The following is a 24,042-nucleotide window of genomic DNA, read 5'->3' on the forward strand; positions in this document are numbered from 1 at the left end:
GTTCCCGTGCCGGGTTGAGGTACAATTCCGTCGCAGGAATCTTAAACTCCCAAATCAACACAATCTCATGCGACAGATTTACATGATAAAATTAACCCGTGGCGATGCCACGGGCTATAAATATGAGCCATTCAGGCTTGTGTTCTTTGTGCGACACTTCGTTTTCCTTTGTGGTAAGAAACACGTTTGCACATCACACGTTCTCCTTCTTACTTAAGATTCTCCTTTAAAAAATCAGTCATCATGCCAAACAGGTGTAAACGGGTTTGTCCACCATAAATACCGTGATTTCGATTGGTGTACAAATGCATTTGGAACTTTTTGTTGTGTTGTACCAATTCTTCTGCCAACTCCAAAGTATTCTGCATGTGCACATTGTCATCAGATGTTCCGTGAACCAATAAGAACTTACCTTTTAATTGATCTGCGAAGTAAATAGGTGCATATTCATCGTATCCCTTCGCATTTTCATGAGGTGTGCGCAAGTATCTTTCAGAATATATACTATCGTAGTAGCGATAGGTAGTTACTGGTGCAACAGCTATTCCTGCAGCAAACACATCTGCACCGCGAAACATGCACAAAGAAGACATTTGTCCGCCAAAACTCCAACCATAGACACCAATTTTATCAGCAACAATAAAAGGTTGTTTCGCCATGTACTTTCCTGTTTCAATCAAGTCGAGAGCCTCCAGATTCTGAAGTTGCATGTAAGTACACTTCTTAAACTTTTCTCCTCTCCCACCTGTTCCCCGATTATCAACACAAACCACTACAAATCCTTCTTGTGCCAAATAATCGAACCAATTGAACTGGTAACGATCCAAGACTTCCTGTGCGCCAGGTCCTCCGTAAAAAGTCAACAATGCAGGATATTCTTTAGTGCTATCGAAATTAACTGGTTTCATCATCCAGGCATTTAGTTCAACACCTTCAGATGTAGTAAAAGTGAAAAATTCACGCTTTGGCAATTTAAACTCCTGCATTCTTTTCTGCAAATCTTTGTTCTCCTCCAACGTGCGAATCAATTTTCCTTTTGCATTGTGCAAAGTCACCAAAGTAGGCTGGTCGTTACTCGAAAAATCGTTAATGTAGTATTTGAATCCTTTGCTGAAATTTGCTGTATTACTTCCCTTATCTGCGCTAAGCAAAACGGTTTTCTTTCCTTTGATACCTACAGTATAAATTTCGCGTTGCAGTGGAGAAATTGTTGCAGCTTGATAATAGAACAGTTTTTTAGCCTCATCATAACCTAAAAATCTAGTCACTTCCCAATTGCCATTGGTTATTTGCCTGACCGGATTTCCATTCAAATCGTACAAGTAAATATGATTAAATCCTGATTTTTCACTGGTAAAAATAAAATGCTTTCCGTCTTTCAAAAAACTCAAATCATCGTTGATATCAATCCATGCTGCATTCTTCTCTTCGTACAATAATCTAGATTTTCCGCTTTCTGCATCAGCCAACAAAAGCTCATAATGATTCTGATGTCGATTCATTCGAACAATACTTAACACCTTTGGATTCTGAGTCCATTGCATTCTTGGAATGTACTGATCGGTTTCCTCTCCAATATCCATTTTTTGTGTTGCTTTCAATTGCAAATTATACACATGAACACTCACAATTGAATTATCCTCTCCGGCTTTTGGGTATTTAAATGTATAATTTTCAGGATACAAGGCATTCTCTATTTTCTCGGGATTCGTTCCCTTAAAAACAGTCATATTAAACTGTTTCACCCTGCTCTCATCAAAACGCATAAAGGCAATTCGCCTGCCATCGGGCGACCATTGGTAGGCCTGACTGAAGGAAAACTCTTCCTCATAAACCCAATCCGGCGCTCCGTTAATAATGTGATTGTATTTTCCATCGAATGTAATCTGAGTCTCTTTCTTCTTCTGAAGATCTTTCAAGAAGAGATTGTTGTCTCTAAAAAAACAAATCTGATCGCCGGAAGGTGAAAAATTAGCCAATTGCTGTCTTCCTGTCGACAAAGCCTTCAAAGTCTTTTTATCACGATCGTACACGTAAAATTCGGCTGAATAAGAATGACGATAAATATTTTGACGATTGCTGGCAATGAGAATTTTCCGCTCGTCGGAAGAAAACTGATACGAATCGATACTTTTAATTTTATCGATTCCAACTTCTGCTAAATCGAAAATATCGTCCTCCTTACCGCCGGTTGCATAGGCATATTCTTCAATTCGAATTCCCTGTTTTAAAACCGTATAGGATTCCCCACTATTCATGGAACGTAATCCATAGACGGAACGAGCCCTAAAGGTTCCTTTGGTGGTGATATCCTCGAGCGTGAAACTCTTTTGCGCCTTCACTATAGTTAGGCTTAGCAGAGCAAATAAGATTAGTGTTAGCCTTTTCATTGTTTGCTAGTTTGAGTATGATGCAATTAGTTCTTAAAACCTCGCCCCCAGCCCTCTCCTAAAGGATTAGAAAACAAATATAAATCATATTATTCCGAAGCTGTTTTCTCCTCTCCTTCAGAAGAGAGATAGAAAGAGGTATTCATTTTACCTATACACATTTAATTATTAAAAATCTTTGTGCTCGTTACGCTGAATGATTTCGTTTTGTAAATCTTCTCCCAAATCATTGAAATAATCACTATACCCGGCTACACGAACAATTAAATCTTTATAATTTTCCGGACTCTTTTGAGCAGCCTTTAAAGTATCCACACTTACCACATTAAACTGAATGTGATGCCCATCCATGCGGAAATAGGAACGAACTAAATTCATCACCTGAGTAATTCCAGCCTCATTATCCATAAACGAAGGACTAAACTTCTGATTCAGCAGTGTTCCTCCTGTTCGCAAATGATCAATTTTAGATGCTGATTTCACCACTGCTGTCGGTCCTTTTGTATCCGCTCCCTGAAAAGGAGAAATCCCTTCGGAAAGTGGTTTCCCAGCCAAACGACCATCCGCGGAAGCGCCCATTACATTTCCAAAATACACGTGACAAGTAGTAGGCAACATATTAATTCTGAAAACGCCACCTTTTGAAGAAGGACGCCCGTTTATTGCTGAGTAAAAAGTCTCGAAAATGGCAATTGCCTCATCATCCGCATAAGCCTCATCGTTCCCATATTTTGGTGTGTCGTAAACCAAATCGCTACGCAACTGATCGTGATTTACAAAATCCTGATCCATAGCGCATTTCAGTTGTTCTAACGAAATTCTCTTCTGATCGAAAACCTGATATTTAATGGCACTGAACATATCTGCTAAACTCCCCAATCCAACACCCTGAACGTAACTGGTATTATAGCGCGCTCCGCCGGCATTGTAATCCTGTCCGTTTGAGATGCAATCCGCTACCAAAACCGAAAGAAATGGTACCGGCAGATAATTGGCATACAAGCGTTCAATCACGTTATTTCCCCGAATCTTAATATCCGCAAAGTAGTTCACTTGTTTTTGCCAAGCTGTAAAAACATCTTCGTAAGAGGAAAAATCAGTAATAGCACCTGTTTGCAAACCAATTTGTTTTTTTGTGCGCGAATCGTAACCATTGTTAAGAGTAATTTCCAATATCTTGGCGAGATTAAAATAACCACTTAGGGAGTAATTCTCGGTTCCAAAAGCACCAGTTTCCACACAACCACTGCATCCGCCATTACGCGCATCTTCAATACTTTTCCCTTGTCGAAGCATTTCCTGAACAACAGCATCGGTATTAAAAATGGAAGGCTGCCCAAAACCTGTTTTCAAAATTTTAAGCGTTCGTTTTAGGAATCGATCAGGACTTTTTTTGCTCACCTGAACCATTGAACTGGGTTGCAACAACCTCATCTCTTCAATTACATCCAACAACACGTACGACATGTCGTTCACGGCATCGGAACCATCTTCTTTTAGTCCGCCTATATTAATCAGGCAAAAATCGGTGTACGTATTACTTTCTTTGGCAGTAACGCCCATTTTTGGTGGTGCCGGATGATTATTAAACTTCACCCAAAAAGCCTGAAGCAATTCGTACATATCCTCTTTCGACAATTTCTCCGTCACGACTTCTTTCACGTAAAAAGGCTGTAAATGCTGATCCAATCGTCCTGGATTAAAGGAATCCCAAGGGTTTAATTCTGTGATAACTCCCAAATGAATGAACCAGTAATGTTGCAATGCTTCATGAAAAGTTTCAGGCGCATGTGCAGGAACTCTGCGACAAACTGCTGCCATTTGTTCCAATTCAGCTTTGCGCGTTGCGTCTTTTTCAATTTTCGCCAATCGCTCCAATTCTTCAGCATGACGGTTTGCAAAGAGAATAATTCCATCGCAAGTAATTGCCATCGCTTTTAACTCTTCCTGTTTTTCGTAGGCATTAGCATCGGAAAAGAAATCCAATTGATCAATGGCTTTTTGAATTTCATCTTTTACTTCCAAAAATCCTTTCTGAAACATCTTTTTTCCCAAAACAGTATGTCCTGGAGCTCTTTGTTCCTGAAATTCAGTAAATATTCCTGCTCCATAAGCATCCAACCACTCAGGAGTCATGTTTCCAATTAACTTATCTCTATTGGTTTTCCCTTTCCAATATGGAATGATCGTCTCTTCATAAACCTTTCTCGTTTCCTCATCCACTTGGAAAGAAACTTTTTCCCGATCACTCAAAATCGTCAAATCATCCAGAGAGTGAATGCAAATTTCGGGAAATGTAGGACACGATTTTGGTGCTGGTCCGCGCTCTCCAACAATCAATTCATTGTCGTTAATGCAGATTTTCTTGTTGGCAAATATGTATTTAAAAGACAAAGCTCTTTTTACTGGCGTAGATACCATTTGAGCTTCATCGGATTGGTAAAATTCAGTCATTAACAAAGCTCTTTCCGGTGAAATGCTATTAATGGCATTTATACTTTGGTCGCGTAATTGTTTTATTCTGTTGTTCATAGCTCAATAAGTTATGATTGTTCTGTTTATTTATTTGTGACTAACACCCCTCTGTCCTGTCGGACATCTCCCCTAAAAGGGAGAATTCGTTTCAGAATGTTTTACTGATATTTGTTAACTCAATACTTATCATCCACCAATGTTTATTTTAAATCCTGCCTCCTCAAAAAGTTCTTTTGCCCAAAATGTATCCTCTTCATTCAAGGAAGGAATATCAGGCATGCTATTCTCTTTGTTGAAACGATCATACTTATCTCTTCCAATTCGGTGATAAGGTAAAATATGAATTTCCGACAGGGAAGTTAAGTCTGTTAAAAAAAATACCATTTTCATGATATTGGTTTTAGAATCGTTGAAACCTGGAATCATAGGAAATCGAATAATCAGATTTTTCCCATTCTCAATCAGAAATTTTAGGTTTTCGAGTATTTGTTTGTTCGAAACTCCAGTTAGTTTCTGATGCTCTACATCATCCATATGCTTTAGATCGAATAGAAAGAGATTTACATCATTACTTATTCGTTCAAAATGCTTTTTTGGTGCAAAGCCCGATGTATCGACCACTGTGTGTAAGTCCATTGATCGACATTCTTTCAGCATGGCGTCCAGAAAGTCAATTTGAAGCATTGGCTCTCCTCCCGAAAAAGTAACTCCCCCACCCGATTCATCAAAAAACAATTGATCCTTCTCAATTTCTTTAATTAATTGCCTGACAGAGTATTCCTTTCCTATATTAACTTTCTCTTCAACCAATTTTTCAGCCAACCTATTAGATTGATTGAATTCTTCGATTTTCGGAGAAAAACTTTCCGGATTGTGACACCACAAACAGCGCAACGGACAGCCTTTCATGAAAATAGTGGTTCGGATTCCCGGACCATCATGTACAGCATATCGCTTGATATCAAACACGATACCATTCATATTTCTGATATTAAATAAAAAATCTAGTAGATAGTGCCCTGATTGGAAATTACATCAGGAGAATTGGGGCAATAAATAGGTAGGCTTGGATCAACAAATCCAGCATTCATATAGTCCTTTGTAGGAATGTTTATGCAGTATGGGAATAATTCTATTCATAAATTCATTCTTGCTCGGTATAAATCTATGATTTTTTTTTGAACTACAAATAAGGAAAATTAGCTAGGTGACTGATTTAAAATCGTTCTACGTAATCCCTTGGAATTTAAAAAGAATAGTTAAAAATCCAAATTAGTAATTGTCTTACTTATACTCCCCACAGGTATTTACCCCTAAATCCCCTAAAGGGGACTTCCTCCTTCATTTGTCGTTTTGTTGTTTTTTTAAGCCCCTTTAGGGGTTTGGGGTAATCTGGGGGATATTTACCACCTATTCCGTCGCGAGAAACTGTTACTCTTTTGTTTACAATTTCCTTTGCGACGTTTTGCATCGTCCATAAGTACTCCTGACTATTGATATTTAAGCCCGTCAGGCTCGGTATTCATTGTGTATCTTTGGCTTGTACTCGGTTTTCCTTCGTGCTTAAATTCTATTTTTCATTAAAATTAAAATCGCAAAAAAGAGCTTCCCCTTTCGAAGAAGCTCTTGACAATATTACATTACAATAAAGGAATCTTATTTAAACTCTTTTTTTAATTGCTGAACCCAAGCTTCTATTCTTTCGTTAGACAAACCTGCCTGATTTTCAATATCAAGAGCCAAACCTAAAAATTTGCCATCGCGTAAAGCTACAGATTTTTCAAACTTATAGCCTTCCGGAGAAGTCAATCCAATCACTTTCGCTCCTCGATCTTCCAAGGCTGTTGCCAAAAGACCAAGTGCATCTACAAAATTTTCAGGGTATCCGACCTGATCTCCTAAACCAAATAAAGCAACAGTTTTGCCTTTTAGTTTTAGATCTTCGATTGCTGGCATAAACTCATCCCAGTAATTAGGAAGTTCTCCATCAAACCAAGTTGGAACACCTAAAATCATATTATCGTAGGCTACGAAAATATCTTCGTCAATTTCCTCAACATTTACACTTTCCACTTCTGCCGAAGTTCCAAAAGCCTTTTTTATTTTTTCAGCATTTTTAGCTGTCTTATGTGTATTGAAACTATAGAATAAACCTATTTTTTTCATATGTTCGTTTTTTAGAAGATGAGATTTAAAACGCTAATAGCTCTTTTGCGGCTGCATAAATTTTATCATTATTTGGAAGAACTGCTTTTTCCAATATACGATTAAAACCAACAGGTGTAAATTCAGAACCAACACGTTTTACCGGAGCATCCAATTTATCAAAAGCTTTTTCGGTAATTGTAGCCGAAATTTCAGCTCCAAATCCTGAGAAAACTTTGTCTTCATGAACAACCATTACTTTATTGGTTTTTGCCACCGATTTCAGAATTGTTTCTATATCCAATGGCACCAGCGAGCGAAGATCAATAACCTCAACCTGCTTGCCTGCGTCTTCGGCCAACTTATCAGCAACCTCAACACACATATGCGTTGTGTTTCCATAAGTTATGATCGTTAAATCAGCACCTTCTCTTCTTACTCTTGCTTTTCCAAATGGAACTTCAAAATCTTCAGGCACAGCTGCCGACGCTTTCGGATCATTATACAAAGCCTTAGGCTCCATAAATACTGTCATTCCCTTCGAACGAATACTTGTCCGCAACAAACCTGCTGCATCATCCGCGTAAGACGGATAAACAATACGAACACCTGGGAAAGTTGCTAAAGCTCCCTCAATATTCTGAGAGTGATACAATCCTCCACCAATATATCCACCAGATGCTAAACGAACTGTGATATTCGGTGAAAACTGTCCTTTTGTTCTCCAATATTCGTGAGTAGTTTCAACAAACTGCTCCATGGCTGGCCAAAAATAATCGGCAAATTCAGCTCCTTCAACAACAATTCTAATCTTATCGTTGAAGCGGCTCATTCCATTTGCTGTTCCCATAATGTAGTCTTCGGCAATTGGAGCATTAAATACACGTTCCTTACCGAACTCCTGTTGCATCCCTTTGGAAACATTAAAAATCCCACCTTTATCTTTATTGGCAATATCCTGTCCCCAAATAAAAGTATCCGGGTTGTGACGAAATTCTGCTTTTAGTGTTTCATTCAATCCTTCAATCAACTTTTTTTTGTTGCCGGTGAAATTATGTAATCCTTCGGGATATTTCTCAGAAACATAGGATTCCGGAATTACAAAATCGTGAATAGAAGCCGGATCGGGATCCGGTGCACTTAAACAAGCTTTATGAGCTTTTTTAACTTCCAATTTCACCTCAGCTTCAATAGCCAACAATTCCTCTTCAGTAAAACGCTTGTATCGAACCAATAATCTGCGAAATTTCGCCAATGGATCGTATTCTGTCACGTAATTCAATTCAGCATTATCGCGGTACAACTCGTGCTTATCGGAATTGGAGTGCGCCCCCATACGAACACAGTTGGCCTGAACAATTACCGGAGTTGAAGTTTCCAAAGCAATTTGTTTTGCTTCAGTCATCGCATTCATCGAATCAAAAACATCTTTTCCGTTACAATGAATAATTTTCAGGTACTTCATTCCACGGAAGTTATCAGCCACTTTTCTGTTCGCTGTCTGATCCTTCTTTGGAACAGAAATTCCATACCCGTTATCCTGAAATACAAACACAACTGGAAGTTGCTCATTTGTCGCTCCATTTATAGCCTCGTACACATACCCTTCGGACACCGAAGATTCTCCCTGAGAACTAAAAACAACCCCTTTGCTCTTGTATTGTTTTACGGCTCTGGCTAATCCAACAGCATGCAAAGTATGATTACCTGTACAAGAAGATACATTGTGAACATTCCATTCTGGTTTTGCAAAATGATTCGACATGTGACGACCGCCACCTGCTACATCTGTATCTTTTGATATTCCATTAAGAATGATCTCTTCTGCTGTTAAACCTGCAGAAATGGAGGTGAGCATATCTCTGTAATAGGGAAATAAATGATCTGCTTTTCGATCGAATACTTGTCCTATTGCCAATTGAATACCATCATGACCAGCATAGGGAGCGTGGTATGACCATCCAATAGCTTGTTTTAAGTAATTTGGCGCCTTTTCATCCAATGCTCTACCTAAAGTCATCAGATGAAACCAACGACTAAGCATGTCTTTCGATGTACTTTTAATGCTAAACTTTTTATTTTCAGTCATCTTATTAGTTTTATTCGTAGTACTATCTACGGAGGTAATTTCCAGTATTTCCATGATTTAAAATGTTCTGTTACTATCAATTTCTTCCAAATAATCTGCAATTTTCCGTAAGAATGCTCCACCCAAAGCTCCATCTACAACACGGTGGTCGTAGGAAAGAGAAAGGAACATTTTCTGACGAACCACAATTGCATCACCAGCTGGAGTTTCAATTACAGCAGGTTTCTTTTCGATAGTTCCAACAGCTAAAATTGCAACCTGCGGCTGATTGATAATCGGAGTACCCATTACATTTTTGAAGGATCCAAAATTAGAAATCGTAAATGTACCTCCAGAAATATCATCAGGACCCAATTTATTGTTTCGGGCTGCATTTGCCAAACGGTTCATGTCATTTGCCAAACCAATTAAATTTTTCTGATCCGAATTTTTAATTACGGGAACAATTAAATTTCCACTAGGAAGAGCTACTGCAACACCAACATTAATATTCTTTCTAAGAATAACATTATAACCATCAACAGAAGCATTTACACCAGGGAAGTCACGTAAAGCTTTAGAAACAGCTTCTATGATAATTGGCATATAAGTAATTTTAGTTCCTTCTTTTTTAAAGAATTCATCTTTTACTTTGTTTCTCCAATTAACCATATCAGTAACATCGGCTTCAACCATTGCCGTAACGTGCGGAGAAGTTTGTTTCGACATCACCATGTGATCGGCAATAATTCTTCTCATACGATCCATCTCCACAATCTGATCCTGAGCTCCAATCGACATAGAAACTTTTGCCTTTTGAGCTGTAGGAGCAGCACTAGGAGTCGGTGCAGCAACAGTTTTAACTTCTGGAGCAGAAACTGCTGATCCATTACGGCTGGACAAATAATCCAAAACATCTTGTTTTTGAACTCTGCCTTCGGTTCCATGTCCAGTTATAGTTTCCAGCTCTTGAACCGAAATATTTTCACTTTTCGCAATGCTTTTTACTAAGGGAGAATAAAAACGGTCTGAAGCGGATTCGATATCGGAGGAACCTACACTTTCTGCAGGTTCTTGAATTGCACTTGCAGCTACGCTTGCACTCACACTTTCTTGAACTGGTGCTTCCACATCGTCTGCATCGCCCAAGGCAATGATCGCAACAACCTCGCCAACGGGAACAACATCGTTTTCCTTAAAAAAGATTTTGACTACTTTCCCATCTACCGGACAAGGAATTTCAGAATCCACTTTGTCGGTTGCAATTTCAAAAAGCATATCATCCTCTTCCACCTGATCATTCAACTTCACGAACATTTTCGTGATAGTGGCCTCTTGTACGCTCTCGCCCAATTTAGGCATTATGATTTCAAAGCTAGACATATAACTTATAGTTTAATATTTATAATCTTATTTAAATGTTTCTATACAAATATAAAAATTTATTCTTATTTAGACTGATTAAAGTTAAAATAATTGCTATCTCGACATTACAATTTTTTATTATGGTATAGATTTCATTGATAAGGAAAAAAATTCCTCTCTGAAGTTACCAAATTCTTATTATTCAGGTTAATTTTGAGACAGAAATATAACATGATATGAAAGAATTCACATTTAGCCTAGAAATCAATTCCTCGCAGGAAGAAGTATATAATGCCCTAACCAATTCTTTTCAAATTGAACTTTGGACTGGTTATCCTGCTGTAATGGACGAAAACCCAGGAACAATATTCTCACTTTGGGAAGGAGATATTACTGGTTGCAATATTGAGATCATTAAGGATTACAAAATTGTACAGGAATGGTTTTTTGGAGAAACTGAAAATCCATCAATTGTTAGTTTGCTTATTAAAAAAGCAGGTTCGAAAACTCGACTAGAGCTGACTCACACCAACATCCCTGATGAAGCCTATGATGAAATTGTTGTTGGTTGGGAAGAATACTACTTAGGATCGTTAAAAAACTTTCTGGAGTTTTATTAGAAAGAAAATCTTCACTTTAGGATAAAAAAAATCAGCAAGCAGAATTAATCTACTTGCTGATTTTTTATGCAGTATACAATATAGTAAGCTTATTCTACGATAATCACTTCATCGAAAATTTCAATTTTATCACCTGGCCGTATTTTTGCTCTTTTACGCAATTCCACTTCTCCATTTCGAAATACAATTCCATCTTCAACAAAAATCTTAGCCTGAGCTCCACTTTCACTGATGCTAGTTGCTTTAATCAGCTTTATTAACTCAATATATTCAGTCTCAATTTTAAATTTAATCATATCTATCTCCTTATTTTAACGTCAAAAGTAATGCTTTTTACGTCTTATACCGATCTGTATTGAATTTATAATGGATTAATGAAAGAATAGATAAGCAATTGCAATTGCTGCAATAATTCCAGCAAAATCAGCAATCAAGCCACAAGTAACAGCATATCGGGTATTCTTAATTCCTACAGCTCCAAAATATACGGCGATGATATAAAAAGTAGTATCGGTCGCTCCCTGCAGTGTTGAGGCCAATTTACCAACGAAACTATCTGCACCATGTGTTTGCATAGCATCTACCATCATTCCTCTGGCACCACTTCCACTTAATGGTTTCATTAATGCTGTAGGCAATGCTTCTACAAAATCTGAGTTTACACCAATATAAAGACAAAATCTTCGTGCTCCTTCAATCACCAAATCCATAGTTCCTGATGCTCTAAAAACACCAATCGCAACTAATATAGCAACCAGGTAGGGAATTATTTTTACGGCAATAGCAAAGCCTTCTTTCGCTCCATCAATAAAACTCTCGTAAACATTCACCTTTTTCTGCGCTGCCATAAGAATAAATGCAATGATAATGGAAAACAAAAACACATTGCTAACTACCGTGGATATTTGAGTGATTTGATCCTTCTCTAAGGTCGAGAAGTAAACAATCAAACCAATAATAAAAGCCGTTAACCCACCTAAGTAGGCCAACACAACCTTATCGAAAAGATTAATTTTTTGAACAATAGCAACACTTACTAAACCGGCTATGGTTGAAAAATACGTTGCCAATAAAATTGGAATAAATATATCAGAAGGATTTACGGCTCCCAACTGCGCTCGATAAACCATAATGGATATTGGAATAATCGTTAATCCAGAAGTATTCAGCACCAAAAACATGATTTGTGCATTGGAAGCAACATCCTTCGTAGGATTAACCGACTGCATTTCCTTCATAGCCTTTAATCCTAAAGGCGTAGCAGCATTATCCAAACCAAGCATGTTAGCGGCTAAATTCATCATTATCGAACCATGTGCTGCGTGTCCTTTAGGTATTTCAGGAAACAACTTGTTGAAAAAAGGACCAATCAAACGGGAAAAAACTTTTACAATTCCCCCATTTTCTCCGATCTTCATAATTCCCAACCACAAGGTTAGTACTCCAGTTAAACCAAGAGAAATATCAAATCCCGTTTTAGCCATATCGAATGTGGCATTCACCATATTTGGGAATACTTCCATATCGCCAAAGAAAATCAACTTGAATAATCCAACAACAAAAGCAACAACGAAAAAGAAAATCCAAAGGTAATTTAAGGCCATATAACTTATTTTAATATTTTTTTAGAGCATAATAATAATATCACTTCTTGTTTTGGTTCTCTTGTATCAATTTTAATCTTTCTTCCGGATAAGATTCATTCGACTTTAAATTTTCAGCTTTCTTATAATAAAATCGGGCAACTGAATAATTTCCCTTATCGTATGCACTATCGGCCTTATGAATTGCACTTTCATACTCAAGCTCAAGCTTTTGATTCTTTCTCGAATTTATTAATTCTTCAATTTCATCCAACTGTGCATCTGGATATTTATCAGAAGTCTCTAATTCTTTCGCTTGCTGATAATAGAATTTCGCAACAGAATAGTTCTTATTGGTTAACGCCTTATCTCCACGTGCAATTAACTTACGATATTCCTCTATTAGTTCAGAATTCTTACCTTCTCTTATCAACTTATCAATTTCCTTGAGTTTATTTTTAGGATATTCTCTGTTAAACAAGTCAAGTGCTCTTTCATACATCACTATAGCGACAGTATAATGCGATGCTTTAAATGACTCATCGCCGCTCGCAATTATTGATGCATATTCACGTTCCTTGGCAATAGACAATTTAGCTTCAAAATTAGTCGGATTATTGGCGAGAACCTCCTCATCAGATAATTTTAATGCCTCCACTCGTTTTGCAATTTCCGCCAACTTTTCTTTAGGATATTCCTCTTTTGGCTTTATAGACAAAGCAGCGTTGAAATGATAACGCGCTACACTAAATTGCTCTTCCCTAAGAAATTTATCTCCGGCTTCCAGTTCTTCGCCATATTTTTGATCAATTTCTTTTTGCTTTCGATCTGCTAATGCTAGTCGTTCCAATAAAACGTCAATTCTTGTTATCTGATTTTTAGGATACGATTCTGCTGGTTTTAAATCCAAAGCTCGTTGATATTTTCCGATTGCAAATGCATACTCTTCCTTGTTGAAAAATTGATCTGCTTCCTCTATCAATGCCTTGTACTGATATTGCGTGGTTGCCTTCTCCTCTTCCAACTTCTCCAATTCACTCAAGATCAATTTAATTTCTTCTATCTGGTTAGGCGGATAAACTTCTTGTGGTTTTACCTTTTGAGCCTTTTCATATTCGTTTATTGCCGACTGCCATCTTTTGCCTTCGTAATACTTATCAGCAAGAGCTCTATAATTACTGTACTCTTTTTCCGTAGCCCGCAATGCCTCAGCTATTCTGGCTTCTTCATCAGCCTCAGCTTTTAACTGATTTACAATTTCATCAATCTTCTGAATCTGAGTTTTGGGATAGCTCTCTTCATTCCTGATTTGTAGAGCTGAAGTATAATTCTTTCTTGCTGACTCATAAGTCTTTGAAGAAAACTGAGAATCTGCTAAAGCAATAAATGCATTGTATTTCTCATTCAATCCTTTTTTCTCCAAGGCTAATTTAGCCTGTTCTTCAGCCAATCGCGTTTGTTCAGAAAAAATATCATCAATTTTCTGAATTTGAGATTTTGGATAAGATTCTTTAGCCTTTAATTCCAAGGCATCGGTATAACTTGTTCGAGACGACTGATAATCTCCCGTTGAAAACTGAGAATCAGCTAATGAAATAATGGAAGCATATTTATCCTCCAAAGCTTTTTGTTGAGCAGCTAATCGAGTTGCTTCATTAGCTTCAGCTTGCTGATTAGCCAGTAATTTATCAATCTTTTGAATTTGAGATTTTGGATATGCTTCACTAGCCTTCAGACTCAATGCTTCTGTATAATTACTTTTAGATGATTCATACTCTTCTAATGTGAATTGAGAATCAGCCAACTTAATTGCGGCTTTATATTTTTCATCCAAAGCTTTTCTCGCTGCTGCCAAACGTGCAGCATTATCTGCATCAGCTTGCTGATTAGCCATTATTCCATCAATCTTTTGAATTTGAGATTTTGGATATGCTTCAGTAGCCTTTAGAGTTAATGCTTCCGTATAATTACTTTTAGACGATTCATACTCTTCCGTGGAGAATTGAGAATCAGCCAACTTAACTATAGCGTTATATTTTTCATCCAAGGCTTTTTTCTCGGCAACCAAACGTGCAGCATTATCTGCATCAGCTTGCTGATTAGCCAAGATCTCATCAATCTTTTGAATTTGAGATTTCGGATATGCTTCCTCAGCTTTTAGACTTAAAGCATCTGAATAACTGGTTTTAGATGACTGATAATCACCAGATGAGAATTGTGAATCGGCTAATTTAACAATCGAAGCATATTTGTCATTTAATGCTTTCTTCAGAGAAGCCAATCGTGTTGCTTCATCAGCCTCTGCTTGCTGTCTAGACAAGATCTCATCAATCTTCTGAATTTGAGATTTTGGATATACTCCCTCAGCTTTTAGACTTAAAGCATCTGAATAACTGGTTTTCGATGATGGATAATCTCCTGATGAGAATTGTGAATCGGCTAATTTAATAATTGAAGCATATTTCTCATTTAATGCTTTCTTCAGAGAAGCCAATCGAGTTGCTTCATCAGCATCTGCTTGCTGACTAGACAAGATCTCATCAATCTTTTGAATTTGAGATTTTGGATATGCTTCCGCTGCCTTTAGATTCAAGGCGTCTGAATAACTGGTTTTAGATGACTGATAATCGCCAGATGAAAATTGTGAATCTGCCAAAGTAATAATAGCAGCAAACTTTTCATTCAAAGCCTTTTTCTCGGCAGCCAAACGAGCCTCATTATCTGCTTCTGCTTGCTGACTAGCTAAAATCTCATCAATCTTTTGAATTTGTGCCTTTGGGTAAACCTCCTCAGTTTTCAGACTTAAAGCATCAGAATAACTGGTTTTCGATGATGGATAATCTCCTGATGAAAATTGTGAATCGGCTAATTTAACAATCGATGCGTATTTTTCATCCAATGCTTTTTTCTGAGAAGCCAATCGCGTTGCTTCATCAGCCTCTTCTTGCTGGGTAGACAAGATCTCATCAATCTTTTGAATTTGAGTTTTCGGATATCCTTCTGATGCCTTTAGATTCAAAGCATCCGAATAACTGGCTTTAGATGACTGATAATCGCCAGATGAGAATTGTGAATCTGCCAGTGTGATTATTGATGCATATTTCTCATTCAAAGCTTTCTTTTGTGAGGCTAATTTTAATTGCTCAGCTACTAATTTATCAATTTCCTGAATTCGATTCGTAGGATATGCTTCATTTGGTTTTACAACTAAAGCATCTGTATAACTAGTTTTAGAAAGCTCATAATCTTTGGACGTAAATTGATTATCAGCCTGACTGATTAAAATTTTATATTTTTCATCCAATGCTTTTTTTTCTGCTTCCAAACGAGCTTTTTCTTCAGTATTAGCAAGTTCCTGTCCAATCAAATCATCAATTTTCTGCAATTGAGTTTTAGGATACTCCTCTTTCGGCATAATTGTTAACGCCTCGTTATAACCTACTTTTGACAGGTCGTATTTTCTTGCATTAAAATTAATATCTCCTCTTTGCACTGCGGCCTTATAATCTCTTTCTTTTGCCAGTCTTTGAGCCTCTAACTCAGCAGCTCTTCTTCTGGCTTCTTCTTCTGCTTTTTTTATTGCATCTCTAATTTGAGCATCATAATCACGGTCATAATCAAAGTCATCTAATTCCTTATTATACATGATCATTCCCATCGGTTGATTAAAAACAGAAAGATCAAGTCCCTCGTATGCTGGAAATAAAGAAACCATAAATTTAAAGGGTGGAAATTGATTATCCCTGCTTAGTACATCCAGAGGGACAAAAGTTGAAACACTTACTCTTTTTGTAACAAATCCATCTTTTGAAAATTCAAAAATATATTCATTTCCAAAATCCAGATTATATTCAAATTTGCCACTATTATCAACAAATCCCGATTCCATTTTCTCCGCATTTTTCAATATGGTTATCCGGGTATTCTCAATATCTCCATTTTCAATCTTCACTTTTCCAAAAACAGAATATTTATTTTGCCCAATTGCAAAATCAGGAATAAAAAACAGGAAAAATAAGAATATTGAAAAAACTCTTACTAATTGAAAGCTTGAAGAATTACTCATATCAAAAAAATACTTTTATTTTACCACAAAAGAAAATAGACCTATCAGTCGCCTCTCTTTTAAAATTAATAAAATCTAATGCAATATTTGTAAAGTTAAAATTTTGAAATGAAAACACAGGATTATAAATAAAATAAAGCTATTTGCAGATACAAATAGCTTTATTAAATATTTTTCTTTACATCTAAACAAAAAGAGTTTCAGTATCGAATATTGAGATTACATTTTTTAAAATTTCCTTTTCCTCAGATAAACAAATGCTTTCTTTTGTTTTCTCCCCCCATTCATTATAGTATTTTGCCATTTTCTTTAAGATGCCTGAAGAACACAATCCGAAGTTGGCATTCTCACAAAGTTCCAGAGCTTCATTAAAATGTCTTTCCACCTGAGTGCGATTCCCTTCTGCAAACTGCACAGAACTTAGAAATGAATGGTAAAATATTTGCAAGAAATAATTTTTTGATGCGGAGATTTCGCTTTCGCAAGACTTTAAAAATTCAACTTGAGTTTTGCTCATTTCCATTCCTAAACTATGCTGTGCCGATAATTTATAGCATTGCAAAATACAGTAATTCAGATTTGATTTTTTTGATTTGTCAGTTTTGTACAAATGCTCAACATCATCAATTAATTGCAGAACCTTATGAAAGGATTTCATATAAATCAATACCAAACAAAGAATAAGCTCAAATTCACCATTCAGGGATCGGCAATACTCACCTGTCTGCTTATAAGCCATCTCCCTATAGTAAAACATCTTTAAAATTTCGATCTCATTAGATTCCTTATCAATGAAATGATTATAGATTAAAATACTTCCAAGCCTTATTGAAATATCAAAGCTGGTGCATGACGAATCTATCTCTTCCGCATTTAAATCCTGATAATATTGCGCAGTATTCTCTAGATTCAGAGTGAATACAGAGTCCAACAACAATACTGAAAGTGATTTTATTCGTACACTTTTAGATCTTCCTTTTCTTGCAAATATTTCCAAAATAATCCGATCCCCTCTACCAACATTGTAGATATCAGGAAAATCACGGAACAAATACTTTTCAGCTCTTTCCTGAGTTACAAAATGCTCCATCAACCTTATTTGCTGATCATCGGAATAGATAGCTGAATTAAGTACCGTATCAATCACGTCACGATCTGAAAGTGTTTCGTCACTTAATTGAAAAAAGTTTTTTAATTCTAAATGTTTGCCATTATAGAAAGCTGTTGTATACAAAAAGCTAATTAGTCTATTTTTAATCTCAAAACCAGAATACTCCTCTTCAACAGTTTGAATCAATTTAAAATCTACTCCTCCATTCTGCTGCACAATATCCATACCTATCAATGTCTCAAATAACTGATCGCTGGTAATTTTCACATACTTACAATAAGTATTGTGTTCGTTTATGGTGATAAATTCGGTTAACAAACCATATGAAATCAATTCCTCGTAGGCATTAAAATAATTTCCGGCAGTTTTCAGATGGATTGGAAATACATCACGCAATTCCATTTTCTTTGCCGCAGTTCCACTTTTTCCATGCTCCATCAATTTCAAAACACCATGCAAAATATCCATCTTCTCTTCTGAAAATCTAGAATAAAACACCTTATTTCGCAAAAATTCATTCAGCAATTCTTGTTCATTATAATGACCATAGTGTTTATTCGGAGTATATAGTTTGATAAATAATTCCAAAAAGAAAGGATTCGAAATCATTTTCTTTTGTTGGAAGGATAATTCATTAACCGACAATTTAGATGAAAAATTATTATTTATTGTGCCATCAATAACGTGTTGGATTTCATCATTTGATAGTGGATATAAATTCTGATGATCTTGAGAATCGACTTTCAAACCCAATTCGTACCAACTATTTTGAATGGCATTTCCTTTAATTACGAAAGGCAAGGCAAATTTCTCCCAAGTTGAGCAACGAGAAGTTATTATTAATTTAATTTTACCTGAATCCTTATAACTTGATATGAACTGTTTTAACTGAAGAAACAACCTTTCTAATTTCACATTATCGTATGTAATTTCATCGAGTGCATCAATAGCAAATATTATACGAGCTTCACAATCCTGCGGATTTTTAAGGAAATATTTCAAAGTATCGGTCTGTGCAAAATCTAATTGATCTTGAATCCAACGATCCAATCTAAAATCCTTATTTAAAAAACTTAGCATGAATGATGCATTCAAAAATAAAATGACATCATCAGATTGCTTTCTGATCCAATTTTTCTCAAACCACTTGGCTAACATGCTGGATTTACCGAAACCTCCTGGGGCAACAAAACCTGTTGCCATTTTTGATGAGTTTAAAAAACAAGTAATTCGTTCTTCCGCATGCGATCGGCTAACTACTGAGTGAAATGGAATTCCAGACTGTCCAATAACTAACTTATAAGTTTCCTTACTGATTTCAAGGGATTTTTCATACAGGTCATTCCAATTTCTTTTCTGCTTATTGGGAGCTTTTATAGCATCACCCTGTGATGTGCAAAACTCCTCCCAAGTTGCATAGCCAACATAAATAGCAAGCGTACTTAAAGTGAATTTTGCAGGTGTAGCGCTCGTTTTTAAGAACCCAAAAATTCGGCGAATGGTCGTAGTGCTTACTCGAAATCCTGTCTCAGTACAAATTTCATCAGCTAAAACACGACAAGCTTTCGTATACATTAGCTCTGAACCAAACTTCTTTAAAACTTCCGATTTTAGTCGTTCAATCATTGTCGTAGTAGTTTGTGGTAGTGATTTCGATCAAATTTCGGATGAATGTAGGTAAGAAATCTCATCGGGACAATCCACATTTTATCTTCAGGGACAATAAATTTATATCTGCGTTGTTTCAGCTCATAATAGCGTGATTCAACAAACGGTCAAAAAGGCAATTACATCCATAAAACTGGTCAAATCAGTAAACTTCACATCTTACAAAACTAGTAGTTGCAATAAAAAACTTCTTGACTAGTCATAAATAAGCGTTACAAATTATTATCAGATCCTGTCAAACTTAAGTTCGACAGGATCTGATTTTTTATAGCTTTTGATCTTGAGCTCTAGTTGTGCATGCACCTGTATTGAAGTCATCACATATTAAGACCAATGAGCTCATAATATATGAAATTTTCTCACTCTGTATTTTAATATCCTTATCGGAACAATCAAGTGTATCTGTGCAATTCTATTTTTACAAAAGACTGATTCACCGACCACCTAGTAATAGATAAGCGGTCGGTTGTGAGCTTATACAATTTTAAAATCAAAACAATTTGGTATAAAACGTTTTGCAGGATTGATTTAAAACACTCAACTCATGACACATTCATATTGGTAGGCGTAAAACAAAAAGAGACCACAAAATAAATTGTGATCTCCTTTACTATAACAACTACATACAAAAACTACATTTAGATTTTGTCTCTGCTTTCAGAACTTATTTGAGTACAGTTCCGATTTTGCGGCAAAACAGGGAGCTTACAAACTACAGTAAGCTCCCCTTTTATTATACAACAACTATATTTAAAATTAAGTTATAGTGGTATTTTCAAACGTCTTCTATCCCCACTCAATAAAATTAATCCCGAATGAAGCATTTTTAGCGCTAATTAATAGATATGTAAGGTTACTGTATTGTTTGAAGTTCCCGTTGAATTTCACATAAAAACCCTCTTCGTAGAAGAAGAAGTTTATAAATGGCATTAAACCATTAATTAGGTTTTCATCTTCAATACTGTAGCCAGTTAGCTCAAAAATTATTTTACCATCTTTTTGGACCATATCAAACATGAAATATTCATCTTCACCATCTATAGTAGCCCACACAAGATTGTATTTGCCTGCATATCCCCATTGGATTCGGAAGGACTCAAATTCATAACCAGATGCCGCTAATGATTCCTGGGTATTAGTAAAGAAAGATTGGAAATTTTCACTACTTGAATCTGATGAATGCCACGGGTAGAATCTTAAATCTGTCACATTAGTTCCTATTTCCATATACGCTTGTGGGTATATCGCAGGTGAATTCACAAAATTTATTCCCCCCTCTACGTCATCGCTGTTAATTATTTTGAAGTTTCCAGTGGCTTCATCATATTCAAACTCAGATATTGATTTGCCATCTACAAGTAAAGGCGTTGTAAGGACAAAGCTATTATCTTTAATTGTAATTTCAGATTCAAAACGAATCACCGATTCTTCGATTGGCTTTTCAAATATAACTTTGTTATCAATGAACGAATAATCATACCTTTCTCCTGAATTCAACTCTAAGACCCTAAAATATGAGATATTATCATTTGCCCTCATCTTCGCTTTAAATGCCTGAATCTCCATTGCTAATTGCAATTTTTCAGGTGTTGCTTTAACCATATTCAGCTCGCTTTCACCTTCACTCTGACCACCTACGCTCTTAAAGAAATACTGACCATCTTCCTGCTTATCCAACTCCCATCGGAAATCGGCTTTCCATTTTAGATCAACCAATAGTGCAAGGAAACTGTGGGTGTCAAAAACCAAGTCTACTTGTTGTGTGTAATTTAGAACATAACCGGATTCCTGTTTCATGTCATACCCTGGTGCACTGATTTCAGCTCTGTTATCATCTATAAATTTGATTACCAGAACCAATTCCCTAGCGCCTTCGTCGCAAGTATAAGTTGTAAGCCAGCCCATTTCATTGCTCTTCAAATCGGTACGAACGGCATTCAGTTGTTCGCTGACTCTCTGCTCGGGAGATTGATTGAATATCTCGTCAACATCCTCTTTTTCGCACGAACTAAGTGCAAGGGAAAGTATGGATATGAATAATAATATTTTTTTCATTTTTATCTTTTTAGATGTCTTCCACTAAAGCATACAAGAACATCTTATATGCTTTGTGGTATTGACATTTATTAATAATAAACTAATTCACAAACCATTATTCATTTATTTTAGCCTGTGCCGCTTCACGCACCTTCTCTAAATCGAAACCAACCGAAGACAAAAATTTCTTCATAATACCCAATTTGGTACGAATGAATGCACGTCCTTCGTTACGTTTTACGATGCCTAAAAATTCTTCCGGATCAGTTACAGTCCCCTTATCAGAATCGGTGTTTATCAGCTCATCATATAATAAAGCTTCAAGCATAGTGTCATTATGAGTAATGTAGCGTGAAAATAATTCAGCAAAATCATCCGCAACACTATTGGTCGCATATGGGCTAACCATGCCTCGCTCTATGGCATTGCTTTGTGAGACAGCCCTCCATCCATTTTTGGTATAGCTGTCAGGCGTCACTTTCCGGTACTGGTCAGGCATTTTAAATGTCTGATGCAGAATGTGAGCATACTCGTGAAAGGCAGTGTTTAATTGTGTAGTTAGCCAAACAGAATTGCTTAAATCAAAATCATTTACTTCTGTATAACGAATCAGTGTACCCGCCTCTGCTTGTCCAAGAACTCTGGAACCATTAAGTTGATAGGCTGCTGATCCTACCAGGATAATTTTTTTAGGAAAATTCGCAGCTACAAAGTCTGCAGATGATCCAACTTTCAGTGGATTCACCCAGAAATCAATCAGGAAATTTCCCATGGGAACAACCAATTCTTCCTTTGCAGGTGTAATGGAATACCATTCGTCATCCAAAAAGTTTTTGATATATCTGTATTCCACAATGGTATTATAGGGAGAAAACAGTTCTCTCAATTTTAGATCTATTTCAGAATTGGTTTTAGCAGGAAACAGATCCTGATCTGAAGGTATTAATGTTTCATCATCATCCGAACAGGCTACGAATAGACCGATCATGACTAACAAACCAAAATATTTTAAATATTTCATTTTCGTAATTTTATAGGTTATTGATTTGCTTGCATTCCCGCATCGATTGCAAAAACTGGAATCTGGAAATCTTTATCGGGAGCCACATCTGATAATTTCACTGTAGTTCCGTCTTCCAACAGGTGTTCCACATCCAATGCATATCGCTTGATGTCGAACCAACGGAATCCACGCAGTAAAAACATATTACGTCTTTCGAATAAAAGATATTCAGTCCAGGCCTGTTTGTCATTTTCAAGCCCATAAAAGCTTTTTAGCTTATCTGTAGTTAGTGCTGCCGGATCATAGGGTCCTCTTGGATTTTCATCTAGATCTGCATCCATACTATATGTATGTAAACCAATGATCTCCAACATCTCCTTAGCCTTTACATAATCACCTAATCTGATTGATGCTTCAGCAACATTCAGTATCGCTTCAGCTATAGGGAAGATATCACTTGCTGTCTGTTCTGAATAACCCGGAACATAAACAAAAAAGCCTGTAGGGGTAAAGATATTACCCGATCTTTTGTAGCCACCACTCACCCGTTCGTCTTTTTTATTGAATGGGTTTTTCGATAATTCAGATGAGTTAATATCACTGGTCATCTGGTATGTCCAGTTAAATGATGTCCAGGTAGATGATGTTTGTACAAAACCAACTTCCTGTTGGTCAATATCAATTGGACCATTATTATCTGAGCCATATTCGCTCCAGGCTCTCATAACATCTGCACCACCAAAAGCTTCTATAGCCTTGTTTGCATAAGCCAGTGTTTGTGTTACATCCGCTTCATCGCGGTTACGGTAATTATAGAAACGGGAGGCATAAAGGTAAACGGATGGGTATGTAAAGCGATATTTGTTTTTGTTTACTTCCCTACTATCCTTTTCCAGTAGTGCTATTCCTTCCAATAAATCCTTTTCAGCCTTATTGTAAACGTCTTCTACGTTTCCTCTCTCATAATCAACAATCAACTCATCCTCAACTTCGGTAACATAGGGTACACCCAAATCGGAAGAAGCGCTTGTTTGGTCGTAATGCTTGGCAAAAAGGTTGACCAACATAAAATGACAATACGAACGCATGATAAGGGCTTCGCCTTTAATTGCATCGGCTTGCGCCTGCATTTCTGAGTTTATTGTCAATTTATCCAGCGATTCCAAGGCAAGATTAACATTGGCTATAGAACCGTAAGAGGCAACCCAAAATGCACTGGGTGAATCCTGATGTGTTTGGTTGCGGAAGTTTCTGCTCCAGCTGTACAAATCCTCAATAATCGGATGATTGTCAAATACATTTTGTGTCAAGGTAACATTATCGGTACAAAAATGAGTAAACCTGTATCCTCTGTCGTTTTGATAGGCTCCTATTAAAGTAGCTGAGACTTTATCCAAAGAATTCACCTCCAAACGTTCATCAGGAGATTCATCCAATAGATCACTGCACCCTACATTAACTAAAAACAATGCTAATAATAGGATTGAATTATAAATTTTATATTTTCTCAT

14 protein-coding genes are annotated in these 24,042 nt (G+C 36.6%); 1 reads left to right on the forward strand and 13 read right to left on the reverse strand.

The genetic code is table 11. The features are described from left to right. Positions 1-209: 209 nt before the first annotated feature. The 6 genes from ALGA_RS03790 to ALGA_RS03820 form a co-directional block, all read right to left on the reverse strand. Positions 210-2,390 (reverse strand): S9 family peptidase, encoded by a 2,181-nt coding sequence (locus ALGA_RS03790; protein ID WP_096428067.1) that lies wholly within the window; start codon positions 2,388-2,390, stop codon positions 210-212. Between the two features lie 168 nt (positions 2,391-2,558). Continuing rightward, complete coding sequence (gene hypD, locus ALGA_RS03795) at positions 2,559-4,922, reverse strand: trans-4-hydroxy-L-proline dehydratase (protein WP_096428068.1); 2,364 nt, start codon at positions 4,920-4,922, stop codon at positions 2,559-2,561. Between the two features lie 129 nt (positions 4,923-5,051). Then, positions 5,052-5,846 carry a glycyl-radical enzyme activating protein gene (locus ALGA_RS03800; protein WP_096428069.1) on the reverse strand — a complete coding sequence of 265 codons (795 nt, stop codon included), beginning with the start codon at positions 5,844-5,846 and terminating at the stop codon, positions 5,052-5,054. A gap of 675 nt (positions 5,847-6,521) precedes the next feature. Continuing rightward, entirely contained in the window at positions 6,522-7,031 is a 510-nt protein-coding gene (locus ALGA_RS03810) for a flavodoxin (protein WP_096428071.1), read from the reverse strand. A 25-nt stretch (positions 7,032-7,056) separates the two neighbouring features. Further along, entirely contained in the window at positions 7,057-9,153 is a 2,097-nt protein-coding gene (locus tag ALGA_RS03815) for an alpha-ketoacid dehydrogenase subunit alpha/beta (protein ID WP_231706050.1), read from the reverse strand. Between the two features lie 3 nt (positions 9,154-9,156). Next, entirely contained in the window at positions 9,157-10,461 is a 1,305-nt protein-coding gene (locus ALGA_RS03820) for a dihydrolipoamide acetyltransferase family protein (protein WP_096428072.1), read from the reverse strand. Between the two features lie 218 nt (positions 10,462-10,679). Here ALGA_RS03820 and ALGA_RS03825 point away from each other — a divergent pair, with 218 nt between their 5' ends. Then, on the forward strand, positions 10,680-11,063 hold the full coding sequence (locus ALGA_RS03825; protein WP_096428073.1) for an SRPBCC domain-containing protein: 384 nt from the start codon (positions 10,680-10,682) through the stop codon (positions 11,061-11,063). Positions 11,064-11,152: 89 nt separating this feature from the next. On the opposite strand, the gene ALGA_RS03830 is transcribed toward ALGA_RS03825, so the two are convergent. The 7 genes from ALGA_RS03830 to ALGA_RS03860 all read right to left on the reverse strand — a co-directional run bounded on the left by ALGA_RS03830 (position 11,153) and on the right by ALGA_RS03860 (position 24,042). Beyond that, complete coding sequence (locus ALGA_RS03830) at positions 11,153-11,359, reverse strand: RNA-binding S4 domain-containing protein (protein WP_173803989.1); 207 nt, start codon at positions 11,357-11,359, stop codon at positions 11,153-11,155. A 75-nt stretch (positions 11,360-11,434) separates the two neighbouring features. Continuing rightward, positions 11,435-12,667 carry a nucleoside recognition domain-containing protein gene (locus tag ALGA_RS03835; protein WP_096428074.1) on the reverse strand — a complete coding sequence of 411 codons (1,233 nt, stop codon included), beginning with the start codon at positions 12,665-12,667 and terminating at the stop codon, positions 11,435-11,437. A gap of 40 nt (positions 12,668-12,707) precedes the next feature. Next, positions 12,708-16,712: a tetratricopeptide repeat protein gene (locus ALGA_RS03840; RefSeq protein ID WP_096428075.1), complete on the reverse strand. Its 4,005-nt coding sequence runs from the start codon at positions 16,710-16,712 to the stop codon at positions 12,708-12,710. 184 nt (positions 16,713-16,896) lie between these two features. Further along, positions 16,897-19,449, reverse strand: a complete 2,553-nt coding sequence (locus ALGA_RS03845) for an NACHT domain-containing protein (protein ID WP_096428076.1) — start codon at positions 19,447-19,449, stop codon at positions 16,897-16,899. Positions 19,450-20,277: 828 nt separating this feature from the next. Continuing rightward, a complete protein-coding gene (locus ALGA_RS03850) occupies positions 20,278-21,546 on the reverse strand; it encodes a DUF4302 domain-containing protein (RefSeq protein ID WP_096428077.1) in 1,269 nt (422 codons plus the stop codon). 97 nt (positions 21,547-21,643) lie between these two features. Next, positions 21,644-22,549, reverse strand: coding sequence for a substrate import-associated zinc metallohydrolase lipoprotein (locus ALGA_RS03855; RefSeq protein WP_096428078.1), 906 nt, complete (start codon positions 22,547-22,549; stop codon positions 21,644-21,646). 17 nt (positions 22,550-22,566) lie between these two features. Continuing rightward, positions 22,567-24,042, reverse strand: coding sequence for a RagB/SusD family nutrient uptake outer membrane protein (locus tag ALGA_RS03860; protein WP_096428079.1), 1,476 nt, complete (start codon positions 24,040-24,042; stop codon positions 22,567-22,569).

Origin of the sequence: Labilibaculum antarcticum, from assembly GCF_002356295.1 — a bacterium.
GTDB classification, from domain to species: domain Bacteria; phylum Bacteroidota; class Bacteroidia; order Bacteroidales; family Marinifilaceae; genus Labilibaculum; species Labilibaculum antarcticum.

Excerpts from the sequence above, each read along its gene's own strand:
- ALGA_RS03790 (WP_096428067.1), bottom strand. The coding sequence starts at position 2,390 with ATGAAAAGGCTAACACTAATCTTATTTGCTCTGCTAAGCCTAACTATA.
- hypD (WP_096428068.1), bottom strand. The coding sequence starts at position 4,922 with ATGAACAACAGAATAAAACAATTACGCGACCAAAGTATAAATGCCATT.
- ALGA_RS03800 (WP_096428069.1), bottom strand. The coding sequence starts at position 5,846 with ATGAATGGTATCGTGTTTGATATCAAGCGATATGCTGTACATGATGGT.
- ALGA_RS03810 (WP_096428071.1), bottom strand. The coding sequence starts at position 7,031 with ATGAAAAAAATAGGTTTATTCTATAGTTTCAATACACATAAGACAGCT.
- ALGA_RS03815 (WP_231706050.1), bottom strand. The coding sequence starts at position 9,153 with ATGGAAATACTGGAAATTACCTCCGTAGATAGTACTACGAATAAAACT.
- ALGA_RS03820 (WP_096428072.1), bottom strand. The coding sequence starts at position 10,461 with ATGTCTAGCTTTGAAATCATAATGCCTAAATTGGGCGAGAGCGTACAA.
- ALGA_RS03825 (WP_096428073.1), top strand. The coding sequence starts at position 10,680 with ATGAAAGAATTCACATTTAGCCTAGAAATCAATTCCTCGCAGGAAGAA.
- ALGA_RS03830 (WP_173803989.1), bottom strand. The coding sequence starts at position 11,359 with ATGATTAAATTTAAAATTGAGACTGAATATATTGAGTTAATAAAGCTG.
- ALGA_RS03835 (WP_096428074.1), bottom strand. The coding sequence starts at position 12,667 with ATGGCCTTAAATTACCTTTGGATTTTCTTTTTCGTTGTTGCTTTTGTT.
- ALGA_RS03840 (WP_096428075.1), bottom strand. The coding sequence starts at position 16,712 with ATGAGTAATTCTTCAAGCTTTCAATTAGTAAGAGTTTTTTCAATATTC.
- ALGA_RS03845 (WP_096428076.1), bottom strand. The coding sequence starts at position 19,449 with ATGATTGAACGACTAAAATCGGAAGTTTTAAAGAAGTTTGGTTCAGAG.
- ALGA_RS03850 (WP_096428077.1), bottom strand. The coding sequence starts at position 21,546 with ATGAAAAAAATATTATTATTCATATCCATACTTTCCCTTGCACTTAGT.
- ALGA_RS03855 (WP_096428078.1), bottom strand. The coding sequence starts at position 22,549 with ATGAAATATTTAAAATATTTTGGTTTGTTAGTCATGATCGGTCTATTC.
- ALGA_RS03860 (WP_096428079.1), bottom strand. The coding sequence starts at position 24,042 with ATGAGAAAATATAAAATTTATAATTCAATCCTATTATTAGCATTGTTT.